Raw genomic sequence first — 15,326 nt, 5'->3', positions numbered from 1 at the left:
GAAAGAAGAAAACAAAAAAGAAGCAAGGCACTCCCTGCTTCTTACGGTGATTTCTTTAATTTGATATCTTCAAAAGTAACACAATCTTCTATTGTAAAGGAACCTGACGTCACATTCACTCGCCCAGTTGTGAAGATTGGATTTTGTTGCGCATGAAAACGTGTAAGTGTAATTTCGAATTGTTGACCGCCGCCACCTTTTCGTTCCCAAAGTGTTAGCGTAAAATTCGCTAATTTTCCGTTTGTAAATTCCCCTGTTCCACTGACTGTTAATCGTAAGCCACCTTGTGATTTTTCACATTTTAAAGTGCTTTGATCAAACGATGTTGCTTGGAATGTAAAATCTTTTGCTCCATCTGAAAAATCTTCATCTTTAAATGTAAAGAGTAAACGGCTATTTTTAATATGGCAATTTGGACAAATATCAAAGTCAACAGATGCGATGCCAATTTCTGTTGCTTGTTGCGATGTTTGGCCAGTGACATTTCCACTTGCTTGGCAATCACAATTTGGACGCGGGAAAATGGCTGGACATTGTGGTGGAAACTCTGGTTCTGGACATACTTCTGTTACAATTGGTACTTCAATATCATTTTCACGAGGTGCACAGAATTTAGCTAACACTTCTAATTTTACTTCCGCTTCTACTTGGATATCGACACAGAAAATAACTTCTAATTGAATCGATTCTGAAACCGGATTATTCACTAAAACCGTACCACTCGGAATACGACAAATGACTTTCGTTACTTTACAAAATAAATCGGTTCCATCCGGATAACAAAGAACGAACGACTGAAAAGCAGTAACATTTAACGGAATACTCGTCACAACATTTCCTAAACGATCGAGCACTTTTAAGACAACGTCTGTTTTAAACACTAAATCGACTAATTGTGCTTCTACTAACTTCCCGCCAACAGGCACCGTTACCGTTTGTTTTTCTCCGACTTGGTCACACGTTGTTCCTTGGTTTTGGCATGCGACTCCTTCTTCTATCCGAAATGTTTCCCGCACTTGTTGTGTCTGACAAACAAAACGAAGCGGTCGACGATTTGGATCATTCATCGCATTGCGAATTGCTTCTAATTGTTGGCTTGTAAATCGAACTTCCCGAGTAACGGAAAGCGCGTCTGTTACCCAATCATACACTTTTTGCACACGAATACACTCTTCTTGTAAACTATTCGTCGCTTTTTTGATCGATTGATGACAGTTTGAACAAGACATGACTGTTTCCCTTCTTTCTTTCATAGAGTTTCGGTTCACTACATACTATGAAAGTAAGGAATAAATGTCACGACGATAAAAGCCTATTTCACTTTTTTACAAGCATTTGCTCTAAAAAGGACCACCCTCGCCATTGTTCCGGCTTTTCCTTCACATATGCCTCTGCTTTCGCAAAAAGAAATTTATTTTTCTCTTCTATTTCACTTTTTTGCCCTACATACACTGGAGGATCAAAATAAATATGAAGATGATCTTCTTCGCTTTCCACTCGTACCATGATAATAGGTGCTTTTGAAAGGTGCGCCATTGCACACGCTCCCTCTGGTGCATACACTTTTTCTCCTAAAAAAGAGACAACTTGCTTCGGTTTTATATCAGAACCACTTACTTCGAGCGGAATAGAAACGAGTTCATTACGTTTTAATGCTTTAATTGCCTTAAACAAAAATCCATTTTCCGGTACGGTTACTGTTTTAAATGCTTTGCTTTGTTCTTCAGGAAAATAAACGGAAACTAAATTTCTCATTAATTTTTCTGCATTTTTTTCGCCGAAAAATTGAAACACCGAGTATCCTTTATATAACATAGCTGGTGCCAACAATTGAAAAGGGCCCCAATGTAATTGGCCTAATATGACACCATTTCCTTCTTCGAGTGCTTTTATTACTCGTTCTTCATGATGGAACGAAAGGTGATTTTGAACAAATGATTCATTTTGTATTTGGATAGCTAAAAAAAGAACCCAAATGTTACAATCGACAAATAAATATTTCATCAAATCATCTATCTCATGCTCCGTAAAAAGTGATTCTGCTTGGACAAAAGATACGTTTTGTTGAATAATTTGTCGATGATGTTTCCAAAAATCAGTTTCTAACAGTTGTTCCATTTCTTTTGTACGCACGGCCTTCATAAAAGAAAAAAGTTGCGTTGGCGGTAGCAATGCCATATTTTTAAATGTTTCATGTACTTCAAGTGGTGCTAATACATTAAAAAATCCTTCTAAATACCTTGTCATCTCTTTATTCATTTTCGTCACCCTTTTTCCGGCAATACGGACAATTTTGTTGTGCCTTGTATTCCCGTAATACAAATTGATTATGTAAAAAGTCAAATTCTCCTTTTTTATTCAGCATCGCTGGCTCAGAAATATGAGTTAACACGCGAATAGCTTCAAATGCATGTAGATTGGCAATTACCGCTGACAATGCACCGATTGTTCCTACTTTTCCCGCTGGTTTTAGAAGTTTCCAATCTCGGTATTCCTCTTCAATTGCTTTTACGATACATTCATAACAAACGGATTTACCAGGAATAATGGTAGGTCCAATCAACCCTAAATGACCACGGTATCCACCACTAATCATATGCGGAATATGTAATGTATGCCCCACTTGATGAATCCAACGACCAGGTATTACAGAATTTGGTTCATCCATACAACTAATGATTAAATCTTTCCCTTCACAAATGCTAATAAAATCAGTAGTCTCCTTACAATGAATAGCATGTGTTTGAAGCGATATGGTTGGGTTTATTTGTTGTAGAAAGTCTGCTAATGCATCTACTTTTAATCGTCCAATATCTTGTACACGATATCCAGCTTGCCGCGTTAAATTACTTTCTTCTACCCTATCTCCATCCACTAGCGTAAGTTGTCTGACTCCGGATTGAACAAGAGAGTAAGCAATCCACGACCCAATTCCACCTAATCCCAAAATAACAACCTTTGCATCATGAAGTCTTTGTTGAAATTGTGTCGCACTTTTCTGTCCATCTGTAAACTCTTCAAAAAAATCAAGTTGTCGGTTGTAAATAGTAGACATTGTAGCTGCGTTATTGTCTGAATTAACTATTTTTAAAATCGAATCACTAAATAATAAAAAAATAGCTTGCTTAACCTCTTCTTCATTGACATGAAAATGTTGTTTTTGTAATTCCTCTACCGTTTCTTGCACTGTATGAGGTTTGGATAAAAATAAAGCTAGTTGTAAAAACGCTGGATCATATTCATAGGTAATATGTCGATTTTGATTTCCAAGTAAAAAGTGAATCACTTTTTCTTTTTCACTATAAATTTCTACTGAAGTATGAACAACAAATTGGTTGTTACCCAAATTCTTTCACTCCCGTCTATTTCGTTATACTATGAATGTTTTTTCTTGTTATACATTTCATAGAAATACAGGAAAAAATCATAAATAAGGGAAAGCCTATGAAAAAACATAGGCTTTCGTTAATGGGTAAAACATTACATGAAAATATTCGCTGTGCAAGATTGAGAACGAACTTGTTCACCTTTTTTAACTACTTTCATCCTGTAACACCTCCTTCTTTTTGAGCTCATGATTCATTATACACGAAAGGTTATATTTAACAATATTTCTAGTTAAAAACAAGTCTTTTTCTCTATAGAATTTACTATATGAGGAGGTTTTTAGTATCTTTGTTTCTAGTTGTTTTTTCTTCCCTCAAGAAAAATAGGTATTTAATCATGGTATTTTTATCACTATTATTTTTTTGAATTTTTAAAAATAGTAAATTTATAATTTATTTTTCATATTATATTAGTACTATTATTATGGTGGATAATAGAATAGTAGAAGATTACTACTTCCTTTTAAGTTAACTTTTTATTAAGACTATGGGCGGTATGAATGGAAAAAATCATCTTTTATTTGAGAAAAAATGTACCTTCATCATAAGACGTTCTGATTTTTAGAGTATTTTGAAGTACAAGCTGATTATTTTGATGCTTTTGCATGGGAAAAAAGCGACATTCTCCTAAAATGAATGGGACCTGAATAGAAAAAAACACTAGAAGTTTAACAAAATAATGAATACTAGAAGGGCCATCGGATATTATATGTCTGATGGATCTGGTACCCTTTTATGCTTCCAAAAGAATGACTGTATGGAGAAAAATATAATGAACCCGTTTAAATGCCTGAGGAACAAATGCAAGAAAAATCATTCTACTAAAACCGGTTATTATCTAGTATGAGAACAGTAATAAAATAATTAGCCTACTTAATAGCACTCAAAAAAAATAGGCTTACATAGAGGATCAGACGTGATGGCTCATTCTCTAAACAAAGAACCTTGTCCGTCTTTTCTCTATGTAAAGCCTATTTATCCATCATTAACGTACAGAAAGACCGCCACTTCAAAATGAGGAAGTAGCGCTAAAAAACAGTTAAGTAGCGGAATGACAGGCTTTAAGCGGAGATGAAAACCGAGTAACGAATGATATATGTTCGTTACTCGGCTTTTTAACCTACATTTATAATATTTGAGACTTTCTTGAAGGAATAAAATTCTCATTTAACAATTGCGCTTCTTTAGTAACCTTGTTTAACTGTTTATCAAAATCTACTAGAATTAGTTTGTCCAAGTCAACTCTTAATCTTAAAATTGTACCCTTTATATAACAATCATACCATTCTTCAGTTTAATTATAGGTAATGGCTTTATCAGATGTAGCTATGCTAAGAGTACCATCTGCTGCTGATACAAGACTTTTTACCATAGCCAACCCAAATCCTGAATTCCAATAATCCTGTGGTGCATAGCTGTGATTACTTGCAGCGGTTACTCCTGGTGTAAATGCCTTTTGTATTGCATTTTCAGTAGTATCTAAATCAAGCCATTTTTCTTCTGTATCAAATGGAATTGTATTTTTTAAACCAACACCTCTATCCGATATTACCAGTTCTACAATCTTTTTGTTTGGTAAGTATTGTGAACCATAGTAAAAATATTCACTTTTAGAATGATCAAATATGTTTCTTATTAATTCTCTAACAACATAACTGAAAAGACTTGTTAATTTATCATTCGTCATATTTGACTGCCTAATAACTTTATTAGTGATTTTTTCTGATAGGATATCAAAAAAGTTTTCCATACTATAGTCATGATTTTTTATATAATCATAAACTTCATTTTTATAAACTTTTTTTGGCGCTAAATAAGTCAACCCTTCTTCATTACTACCTAATTCCGAAATCCCCAACTCTTGGAATATTTCTATGTTCAAACCGTATTGTACAGGGGAAGATGTCAAATCTAAGTCAATATATTCTAGTTTAATATTTTCTTCTTCTAAATTTTTAATCGTTTCCAAAAAAATAACTGCACCCGATGGGTCAATCCATTTCAAATTATTAAAATCAAAAGTAAATGAAAGATTATTTTTGTGTTCTTTTATAAATGAATGCAATGTATTGTTCATATCAATCATTTGTGGATATTTCATATCTCTAATTGTGATAGGTATAGTTTTCATGCCTTCCCCCTAATTTTTTAGATATTTGATTGATAAATCTGGTCTTTAAATATTATTGTTAATACCTTAGTCATTGTTATCCCGCAAAACCTCTTTAATTATCTGCGCCATTTGTTTATTGTTTAATTGATCATGGAAGTAAACTTTATAACCATCTTCAGATAACACATTGAAAAATACCTTTGCACATTCTATTTTTGCATTTTCTGTGCCACGTATATTGGTCTTATCTTCAACATCTTTTGTTTCAACGACTATATTTAATTCTTTTTCACCTGTTGCTCGTCTTACAACATACATAAAGTCAGGGCTATACATTCCACCTGTAATCGTTGGAATTGCGATACTATTTCTTGGTATTTTTCCGTACACAATTACTTCTTCTATATCAGTAGAAATATTCTTCTGTTCCAGCGGTGAATCATAAGCAAAAGCGTCATACAAATATTTATCGCTCGGTGTACCAGGAGCAATTTTTGTTCCAATTCTACCTTGTGAGATTGTTTCTCGTGGACTTCCATCTTCGTATGAAAGTGCTGTTGATGTAACTGGTGTTTCACTTTTAGCATAATGGAAACGTCCTTGTAAATTTGTGTTCTTCCATTCGTTAAACTTTTGAATAATGACACTAACAGAACTTTCATTTATATATTTCGAATCAATGTCCCCATTTTTTTCAACGTATTCACACATCGACTGATGCATCGTTTCAATTGGAATATTTGTACCTCTCATAATTCTTAATAAAAATTCATTATACGGAATCGTTCTAGAAACAACATATTGTAAACCTGTTTTATCTGCAATGGTCATGGACGTTCCATCACTTTGAATAATTTCACGTGAGCTTGTCATTACAACATCTGTAAACACACCTGGTTCTTCCAAGATGGACAAAACAACATCCTTCATATCTTTATCTAAATCTCTATCATAAAAGAGTAGGTAACGTTGATTTATTTTTTCCCATAACTCACGTATTTCATTATAAGCACCTTTACGAATTCTAACTGGTTTTGGTTTGTTTTTATTTCTATCTTTAACTTTTCCTGATGATAAGCCCAGTTCAAAATCCGGGAATTCAGCAAAGAACTCATCTCGTGTTTCTATATTAATATTCATTTTGCGATCGATATACTTTTTATCATATAAAATATCAAATAAATCATCGGAAGTTATGCCAAGTTTAGATGCAACTTTAGCAAGTTGTTCTTCTGTAATGACTGCAGCTTGTGGAATTTCCCCATTAATTTGTTCAACAAGTCGTTCTGCAAAGTCTGCCTCAGTAAAATCAACTATGTAATTAAGTTGAAATTCCTCATTTGAAATTCGGTTACCATGTTCATCAACTGGGAGTCTGAGTCCACGTCCTACTTCTTGAAGTTTACTATTTTCACTACCACTTGAACGTAGTTTAGCGATTGTAAATACGTTAGGGTTGTCCCATCCTTCTTTTAAGGTCCATTTTGAAAATAAGAATCGTAATGTGTTTGGTGTACCGTCTTTTTTCTTAAACGATAATAATTGTTTCTTGCCATGTAATATTGTTTCAACTTCATTTGCAATATCTTCGTCTAAATCACTGTTATCTTGTGAAAAATACCCCGCATGACATGCACTAATATCTACTAAACTGGCTTCTAGATATTCTTTATATTCCGATTCATATTCTGTTAGTGTAGATAGTTCCTTTTCAATTCGTTCTTTTAATAATTGTTCAAATGTGTTTTTCAAATAAGGAACTTTACCATCTTCACTATCCCGGTATGAAGCAATATCATCAATGAAAAATAATGCTAATGTTTTTATTTTAAAGTTACGTTCTGTAAAATTTTCTCGCTCAGTTTCAAAATGTCTTTCTAATGCTAAGCGCATCATTTGTTCTTGGTATGAAGTCATATAAATATCCACATCAAGCTCTTCGCCTGTTTGTTTCTCTATTCCATTGGAAAATACGACAAATGATCCTTCGATTGCATCAATCGTAATTCCTTCAAATGCTTGATGGATAACGGAGAGTGAATCATCCTTTTTAAGTGTAAATGTTTTATTCGGTTCATCTTTCTTTTTATATTGAAAGTTTACATAGTCATTTCTTTTTATCGTTGTTATTTTAACTTTTTCTGCTTGTTTAGAGATTGGTTCAAAATGCTCTTTTGCAACACCTTTAATTAAATTTAAATTAAAAGAATAGCATGCGTTTAAATCATATAATAAATTTTGATAATCTTTTCTCGTAGTTTTGTTCTTTCCACGACCACTTGTAATGTCGGAATATGTAGCTCCAAAACGAATAATACTTTGTGGTTGTATTTCTTCCTCAATAACCTGATATGCCTTCTGATCACGTGAGAAACGATGTGGTTCATCAATAATGACAAACGGTTTTGTAGCTTTTAAGGCATCAAACGGACGATAAAATCCTTCTGCACCGTAATCATAATCATCACGACTAAGAAGACCGTTTTTACGAACTGCTAGTAGTTGCATATTAACAAGTAATACATGAATTTTCTTTGTGTTTTGTGAAGAACCCCGAACAAAATCGCTTACAACACTAGGAAAGTATGTTCTTCCTTTTTTACAACTTTTTAGAGACTCTAGCACACCAACTTCTATTTCCGTTCCATATCCACATACATCGGTGAAATGTTTTTTCACATATTCATCTTGAAGAAAATGAGCAGTCCCAGCCTTTATTGCCAAGGAAGGTACTGCAATAATAAATTTATTAATGCCATATCTTTTATGCAGTTCATACATCATGTGTGTATAAACATAGGTTTTACCTGTTCCTGTTTCCATCTTAATATCTATACTTAAATGGTTAGTCGGAGGTGTAAAGCCACGATATTCAGTTGGTAAATCAGCTTGAATATTTGTGATATTATGTTTAATTTTCTCATCTGTTAAATTGATTGATGGGTTTTCAAAATACTGCTTAGGAGGCTCAATTTGAACACCATTAAAAACAGCATTTACAGCATCAACTGCTTTCTGTTGATGAGGCAAATTACGTTGTAATATTAGTTCCAATGATATCCCTCTTTTTAATAACGTACATCAAAATTAATACGTAAATTTTTCTCTGTATCTTGTAGGCGCTTTAAGTTTGTTTTCAGTGATTCTAGTTCTGTCCATGTAAAACTGTAGCCAAATAACACAATATTTTCTGGATTAAAGTTCCCATCTGTTTCATATTTTACAACAATTTCTTCAATGGATTCATTTGGTAATTCAGGGTGGACTAAATATAAATGCTTATCTTTGTAATACGTGTCATAACCTGCAAATACCAATTTTTCTGCTTCAGTCGTCAACCCATAACCATCATTGTTTAACCATGTGGTGATAACTGTTGGAACACCAAATTCGTCTAGCAATGTTTTATCGGAAAATAATTTATTTTCATCCGGATTAAATTCTACCAATTTATTTACAGTTTCGTTTGTAGGCTCTTTTAAAGTAATATGTTTAAACCCTAAATCAATGTTAGTGTCGGGATTTTCTTCCTTAATTTTGTTTGCAGCTTTAATAATACGTTCTCGACCAATTTCATCAATTGTTGAAAAACCTTCATTATAACCAACACTGCCTTTATTAATTTTTTCGGGCAATTGAACCATAATAAAATTTCTATTAATTTTATCCTCTACATTTAGTTCTAATAATGCATGTGCCGCTGTTCCTGAACCAGAGAAGAAATCCAAAACTATATCATTATTTTCTTTACAGCAGGTTTTTATAACCTGCTTAATTAATTCTACAGCTTTTGGAAATTCGAATACTTTTAATTTAGTATTAAATAATTTTGATACTGCAGCTTGACCTTTATCTGTATAAAATGATTTATCATCAAAGATTGTTTTAAGCATTTTCATGGAACCCTTACCATAGTTTTTTCTATAAACTTTCCACGCCCCGTTAACCTCCTTAACTTGCAAGTGTTCCAAATCTTTCTCTGCTTTTTTTATATCCCATGTCCAACAACCCTCAAATCCATCATTCCAATTAGGGAAAATTGGGAAAAAGCCCTCTTTCTCTTTCAAGGATATCAAATCTTCTTTTTTATTATAATAAATTGGATAGTATAAATTTGAACGATTATGTTTGCCGAACTCTCTATGGGTATTCCTTAATTCAATTAATCTATACCTTCTATTTTCATGATCAATTTCAGGGTATTCTTTTTCAATTTGATTGTTTTCTTTTGCAATAGATAAAGCCCTATTAGGTAATTCTGTTTTTGAATATACTAGAATGTATTCATGATTGGTTGCAAAGTATTTATCTTGAGATCGTCCCCTAGGATTATTCAAGGTTGTAATCTGTGCAATAAAATGCTCCTCGCCAAAAATATCATCACTTAAAAGTTTTAAGTTTGATAATTCATTATCATCAATCGAAATAAAAATCACACCATCATTAGACAATAAATCTCTAGCAAGTTGTAATCTAGGATACATAAACATTAACCAAGCAGAATGTGAAGCTGAGCCTCGTTTTGTTAAATCTAAAATCCTTTTTGCCTGTTCCTCACCTATACTTAATTTTTCAGTTAAATCTTCAATTGTAAAATTAAAGTTGTCATTATAAACAAAGCCATCTGATCCCGTGTTATATGGCGGGTCAATGTATATACACTTCACCTTACCAGCATAAGATTTTAATAAATGCTTTAATCCATCTAAATTATCTCCAGTAATATATATGTTTTCACTATCTTTATTTTCTTCTTTTTGATTATGTTCTTCATTAGGCACAATGACTGTTTCGGTTTCTAATGTTACTAGTAACCTCGCATAATTTTTCCCAAGAAATTTCAATTCATAACCTTCATTTACTACATTAATATCTTCGCTTAAATATTCTTTAAATCTTTCTAAATCAAACGATCCATCTTCTTTAAAACAAGCTGGAAAATGTTCTTTTAATACAGTTATTTCTTTTTTGTTTGTCGTTGCATTTTCATTCTTTTCCCATGTATCCTTAATCATTTCTTTATTTCATCCTTTCTATTTATCGGATGTAAATTCTAGAATATCATCCATTTTACAATCTAAAACGTTACATATCTTTTCAACACTTTCTAATGAAATGTACTGCTCTCGTTTCATTCGAGTCATTATATTTCCTGAAAAACCAGCCATCTTTTGTAATTCACTATTTGAAATATTTCTATCCACTAGTAAATGAAAAAATTTTTTATAGGAAACAGCCATTTAACATTCCTCCCTCAAAGATAAATGACATTTCTATTTTATCATTTAATCGTGATATTTTCACTTGTTTCATAGTAAAAGGTTCGGTTTTAGACTTTTATTCGCTTATGAGTAAGAGAGTTATTCCTCATCTTTTATTTCTTAAAGATAAATTCAACCATTTTTTATTATAAGGGGTTCGAATCAGTCGGATTTTTCGCATATAGGTGAGGGGCTGAATACAACTGTGAAAATTGTTGTAACTGTTCATAAGTGAAAAGCACATAAAACAAATACACAGATTGATATTCTCTCTCTTTGTTCTTTGACAACTGAATAGCTTTAAAAATTTGCTGCCAAAGGAGGTGTATATTTTCTGTGAGTGACATTGAAAACATTCCAGTGGAAATGAAACAGCACGATATATTTTGTTGCTGGAAAGAAGAAAGACGAAATGGAAAGAAAACAAAAGCACCATATAACGCTAGGACAGGAAGTTATGCTAGACCGAATGATTTAAGCACCTTTTGTTCTTATCATGAAGCGGTAAAAGTCATGCATCAATATGATGGGATTGGTTTTATCGTCAGCCATGTCATTTGCGCAATTGACTTAGATGATTGTGTAAATGAAGTGGGTGAGTTAAATGAAATTGCACAAAATGTGATCGATTATTTTTCAAACTGCTATATCGAGAAAAGTCCATCTGGAAGAGGCCTTCATATTTACTTTAAAGCATCTAATTATACGTACGATACAGCCACCTACTATATCAATAACCGAAAACTTGATATTGAAGTCTATATTGCTGGGGTGACAAAACATTTTCTAACACTGACAGGCGATGTGTTTCAAGATGAAAAGCTAGAAGATATGACGGATACATTACCACAGTTTTTAGAAACCTTTATGAAACGTCCGTCGATCGTGACTCAAAATGATTTAGATAAAGCGGTGTCGTATTTATCGGAAGAATCGGTCATTTAAAAGGCGAGCAACTCATCAAATGGTGAGAAATTTAAAAAGCTGTGGAATGGTGATATTTCCGATTATGAATCACGAAGTGAAGTCGATTTATCACTTGCTAGTATTTTAGCTTTTTGGTGTGGTCGAGATATTAAGCAGATGGACAGACTTTTTCGCCAGAGTGGTTTAATGCGGGATAAATGGGATCGTAAACAGAGTGGTACAACTTACGGTCAAATCACCTTAGAAACCGCAAGACGAAATGTGTTTACAACTTATAAACCATATGGCATTAGTTCAGCGCAAGATGATTTTACAGAAGATGAACTCGAACGACTTCAAGCCATGCAACCATTTAAAAACAATCATTACACTTGTACAGATATTGGTAATAGTAATCTGTTTGCTGACTACTACAAGTCGGTTGCCCGCTATATTCCTGAACGAAAGAAATGGTTCGTCTACAACGGGCGAGGAACGTCATACAAAAAGTCGCGATTTCAAACAGGGTATATAGGTGGGGTGGGTATATGGGTGTCGTTTTAATCGACACCCTTCCGATAAAGGCATACTTATCTGTTGCTTATCCCTATCAAATAAATAATTAAAATTATTAGGAGGAAAATAAACTATGTTTACATTAGAAAATGAAATATACACAAACTTTTGGAATGCCATGAAAGGAAAAGAAAACGATTGAAGTGTGTTAGCATCTATCACTGAAAATGGAAGTTCAGCTTTACCGTCACCATCACTAAAATAAGTCAATGAAACAATGAAAGAAGAAAACATCTTTCGTCAATTAGAAACAGTTATTCAAACAGAAAGTCAAGATGGTGTCATTCATGCGGTCACTTCAACGGGTGAAGCAGAAATTGTTGCGGAAGGTGAAAGTATCTCAGAAAATAATGACACGATTCACCCCTTTAAAATCAATACCTTTAAATTTGCTAATATTACAAGACTGAAAAAGTCATTTATTCTAGACACGCAATTCGATTTAGAGAAATATTTATGCACGGACTTTGCGAAACGATTCGGACGAGCAGAAGAAAATAAGTTCTTAAATGGAAATGGTCTGACAGAGCCGCAAGGTCTTTTACAAAAGGATGCATCTGTTACTACAAATGACGCTGGAACAATTAGTTATGACGATTTGGTCGATTTATATTTTAGTGTAGATGTACACTATCGTAAAAAATCTGTGTTTATCATGAGCGATGAAACAGCCATGAACTTGCGCAAGTTAAAAGACGAAAATGGACTTCCTCTTTTCAACGATAGTAATAATACCATCTTCGGTAAGCCTGTACACATTTCAGCTTATATGCCAACGGTGGAGACAGGAAAGAAAGCCATTCTGTTTGGTGACTTGTCATACTTTTGGGTAGTTGAACGTCAACCAATCGCTATGAAAGCTTTAACGGAATTATATAGCCGAACAAATGAATTTGGATATCTAGCGCATGAACGAGTAGATGGACAGCTGATTCATCCAGACGCCATTCAACTATTACAGATAAAATAAACAACTATTGCTGACCCCACTTTTGGGGTCTGTGCATCAATACTATTCGCTTAGTCCAATATTGGGCTTAGTGGAGTGAATTTACTCAGCGAAAAAAGGAGCAAATATTATGGTAGAAAAACCACCTATTCGATTCATAGAAAAGAAGATTGATAAAATCACGTATTTAATAGAAGTAAAAGAAAGTGATACAGCAAGAGAAACCGTTTTTCAAAAACTGAAAAGGCGCATAGAAAACGATGCTAAACAAGCATCACATCAAGCTTTATATTGTGTTAATTATAGCGAGAATAAGTCGACTTCTTCAAGGTAGTACGGTAATATACACAGTACGAAACCGCTTGAAGACTGTCGGAAAGGAAGGTAAAAATGTTTAGACAGTCCATGATGAAACAACCAATCAATCATTATTCAGCGATTCGTACTGATTCAGAAAAGGTAACAGCACTTTATTGTAGATTATCAAGAGATGATGAACTTGCGGGTGATTCAAATAGTATTGTGAATCAAAAGGCTATCTTACAGAAATATGCAGAAGAAAATGGGTTTTATCCGACGCAGTTTTATGTCGATGATGGCTTTAGTGGAACAACATTTGATCGTCCCGACTTTAATCGTATGATTGCTGATGTACAAGCAGGTGTTGTCGATACTGTCATTATTAAAGATATGTCACGATTCGGGAGAGATTATTTGAAAGTTGGTTATTATACAGAAGTTGTATTTCCTGAAGCAGACGTAAGATTTATTGCCATTAATAACGGAATCGACAGCACCAATCAGCAAGACAGTGATTTCACACCATTCTTAAATATAATCAATAAATGGTATGCCAAAGACACAAGTAAGAAGATTAGAGCAAGCTTTCAATCAAAAGGACAATCAGGCAAATCTTTATCTACAACTGCACCTTACGGGTATTTAAAACATCCCGATGATAATACGAAATGGATTGTCGATGAAGAAGCAGCGAAAGTTGTTCGCTTAATTTTCAAACTGTGTATTTCTGGACTTGGTCCAACGCAAATTGCAAGGGAACTTAAGAAAAAAGAAATTATCGTGCCAAGTGTTCACTTTCGGAATAAAGGCATTAATATTGCTGCACGAAAACCAAGTAATCCCTTTGCCTGGCAAGGACGATCAGTTGCAAACATTTTAGAAAAACAGGAATATTTAGGGCATACGATAAACTTTAAAACACGCAAACAATCCTATAAAACGAATAAGAAGATATGGAATGACCCTGAAGATTGGGTAGTATTCAAAAATACCCATGAAGCAATCATTGATGAAGAAACATGGAAAGTCGTGCAAAAGATACGAGAAGGAAAACGGAGACCAGCAAAACTGGGACCGATGAGTGTATTATCTGGGATGATGTTTTGTGCAGATTGCGGAGCAAAACTTTATCAAGTACGCGGGAAGCGAATTCCTAAGCACTTAGAATACTTTGTCTGTGCAACCTACCGAAAACAAAAAGGAATGTGTACTTCACATCGCATTCGAAATGAAGTCGTAGAACAACTGTTACTGGAAGATTTAAAACGCATTACAGCTTTTGCGAGAAATCACGAAGAAGAATTTACACAAGTTGTTCTTCAGCAATTTGAACGTGACTTATCTCAAAAACAACGGAAAGATGAACGAACATTTGAGGAAGTGAAAGCAAGAATGAAATCACTCGATACGATTATTGAAAAACTGTATGAAGATAATGTATTCGGTAAAATATCTGATGGCAGCTTCCATAAAATATCTGAAGGTTATGAGGCAGAGCAATCTGAATTAAAAGTTAAAATGCATCAATTACAGGCTGAGTTAAATAAAGCGAGAGAAAACATCATCAACACAAAACAATTTCTACAATTAGTGAAAGGGCATACGGAAATCAGTACAATCAGTCCTGAATTAATACGAGAGTTTGTCGATAAAATTATTGTTTATCAAGCTGAAAAGGTAAATGGAAAACAAGAGCAACGCATTAAAATTTACTACAACTGTATAGGAGCAATTGAAACCATACCAAGTAAGTAGATGTAACCTAGTTGATTGGAACGTAAGGTGGCGACTCCAGCGGGAAAAGCATGAGTCTTGAGACCCCGCAGGAAGTGAAC

The 15,326-nt window shown here is 33.8% G+C and carries 12 protein-coding genes; 5 read left to right on the top strand and 7 right to left on the bottom strand.

The window, feature by feature from the left end:
• Positions 1 to 41 precede the first annotated feature (41 nt).
• From BN1372_RS04345 to BN1372_RS04315, 7 genes are all read right to left on the bottom strand, one after another.
• Positions 42 to 1,229: a BMQ_0737 family morphogenetic spore coat protein gene (locus BN1372_RS04345; protein WP_062197634.1), complete on the bottom strand. Its 1,188-nt coding sequence runs from the start codon at positions 1,227 to 1,229 to the stop codon at positions 42 to 44.
• An 88-nt stretch (positions 1,230 to 1,317) separates the two neighbouring features.
• Complete coding sequence (locus BN1372_RS04340) at positions 1,318 to 2,259, bottom strand: LpxL/LpxP family acyltransferase (protein ID WP_062197633.1); 942 nt, start codon at positions 2,257 to 2,259, stop codon at positions 1,318 to 1,320.
• Positions 2,252 to 3,346, bottom strand: coding sequence for a HesA/MoeB/ThiF family protein (locus BN1372_RS04335; protein WP_062197632.1), 1,095 nt, complete (start codon positions 3,344 to 3,346; stop codon positions 2,252 to 2,254). The genes BN1372_RS04340 and BN1372_RS04335 overlap by 8 nt, the downstream gene beginning before the upstream one ends.
• Positions 3,347 to 4,680: 1,334 nt before the next feature.
• On the bottom strand, positions 4,681 to 5,517 hold the full coding sequence (locus BN1372_RS04330) for an ATP-binding protein (RefSeq protein WP_062197631.1): 837 nt from the start codon (positions 5,515 to 5,517) through the stop codon (positions 4,681 to 4,683).
• Between the two features lie 66 nt (positions 5,518 to 5,583).
• On the bottom strand, positions 5,584 to 8,553 hold the full coding sequence (locus BN1372_RS04325) for a type III restriction-modification system endonuclease (protein WP_062197630.1): 2,970 nt from the start codon (positions 8,551 to 8,553) through the stop codon (positions 5,584 to 5,586).
• Positions 8,554 to 8,567: 14 nt separating this feature from the next.
• Positions 8,568 to 10,514 (bottom strand): site-specific DNA-methyltransferase, encoded by a 1,947-nt coding sequence (locus BN1372_RS04320; RefSeq protein WP_062197629.1) that lies wholly within the window; start codon positions 10,512 to 10,514, stop codon positions 8,568 to 8,570.
• A gap of 18 nt (positions 10,515 to 10,532) precedes the next feature.
• Positions 10,533 to 10,739, bottom strand: coding sequence for a helix-turn-helix domain-containing protein (locus BN1372_RS04315; protein WP_062197628.1), 207 nt, complete (start codon positions 10,737 to 10,739; stop codon positions 10,533 to 10,535).
• Positions 10,740 to 11,096: 357 nt separating this feature from the next.
• On the opposite strand from BN1372_RS04315, the gene BN1372_RS04310 reads away from it, so the two are divergent.
• From BN1372_RS04310 to BN1372_RS04290, 5 genes are all read left to right on the top strand, one after another.
• Positions 11,097 to 11,705, top strand: a complete 609-nt coding sequence (locus BN1372_RS04310) for a hypothetical protein (RefSeq protein ID WP_062197627.1) — start codon at positions 11,097 to 11,099, stop codon at positions 11,703 to 11,705.
• A 39-nt stretch (positions 11,706 to 11,744) separates the two neighbouring features.
• A complete protein-coding gene (locus BN1372_RS04305) occupies positions 11,745 to 12,230 on the top strand; it encodes a phage NrS-1 polymerase family protein (RefSeq protein WP_407656469.1) in 486 nt (161 codons plus the stop codon).
• Between the two features lie 229 nt (positions 12,231 to 12,459).
• Positions 12,460 to 13,212 (top strand): phage major capsid protein, encoded by a 753-nt coding sequence (locus tag BN1372_RS04300; RefSeq protein ID WP_147515335.1) that lies wholly within the window; start codon positions 12,460 to 12,462, stop codon positions 13,210 to 13,212.
• Positions 13,213 to 13,321: 109 nt separating this feature from the next.
• Positions 13,322 to 13,525 carry a transposon-encoded TnpW family protein gene (locus tag BN1372_RS04295; RefSeq protein WP_062197625.1) on the top strand — a complete coding sequence of 68 codons (204 nt, stop codon included), beginning with the start codon at positions 13,322 to 13,324 and terminating at the stop codon, positions 13,523 to 13,525.
• A 56-nt stretch (positions 13,526 to 13,581) separates the two neighbouring features.
• Positions 13,582 to 15,246 carry a recombinase family protein gene (locus BN1372_RS04290; protein WP_230198799.1) on the top strand — a complete coding sequence of 555 codons (1,665 nt, stop codon included), beginning with the start codon at positions 13,582 to 13,584 and terminating at the stop codon, positions 15,244 to 15,246.
• Positions 15,247 to 15,326 lie beyond the last annotated feature (80 nt).

Source organism: Massilibacterium senegalense (assembly GCF_001375675.1).
Classification (GTDB): Bacteria; Bacillota; Bacilli; order Bacillales; family Massilibacteriaceae; genus Massilibacterium; species Massilibacterium senegalense.
Note: the sequence above shows the minus strand (reverse complement) of the source record. Positions and strands in the feature narration are given on the sequence as shown.

Excerpts from the sequence above, each read along its gene's own strand:
- BN1372_RS04345 (WP_062197634.1), bottom strand. The coding sequence starts at position 1,229 with ATGTCTTGTTCAAACTGTCATCAATCGATCAAAAAAGCGACGAATAGT.
- BN1372_RS04340 (WP_062197633.1), bottom strand. The coding sequence starts at position 2,259 with ATGAATAAAGAGATGACAAGGTATTTAGAAGGATTTTTTAATGTATTA.
- BN1372_RS04330 (WP_062197631.1), bottom strand. The coding sequence starts at position 5,517 with ATGAAAACTATACCTATCACAATTAGAGATATGAAATATCCACAAATG.
- BN1372_RS04320 (WP_062197629.1), bottom strand. The coding sequence starts at position 10,514 with ATGATTAAGGATACATGGGAAAAGAATGAAAATGCAACGACAAACAAA.
- BN1372_RS04315 (WP_062197628.1), bottom strand. The coding sequence starts at position 10,739 with ATGGCTGTTTCCTATAAAAAATTTTTTCATTTACTAGTGGATAGAAAT.
- BN1372_RS04300 (WP_147515335.1), top strand. The coding sequence starts at position 12,460 with ATGAAAGAAGAAAACATCTTTCGTCAATTAGAAACAGTTATTCAAACA.
- BN1372_RS04295 (WP_062197625.1), top strand. The coding sequence starts at position 13,322 with ATGGTAGAAAAACCACCTATTCGATTCATAGAAAAGAAGATTGATAAA.
- BN1372_RS04290 (WP_230198799.1), top strand. The coding sequence starts at position 13,582 with ATGTTTAGACAGTCCATGATGAAACAACCAATCAATCATTATTCAGCG.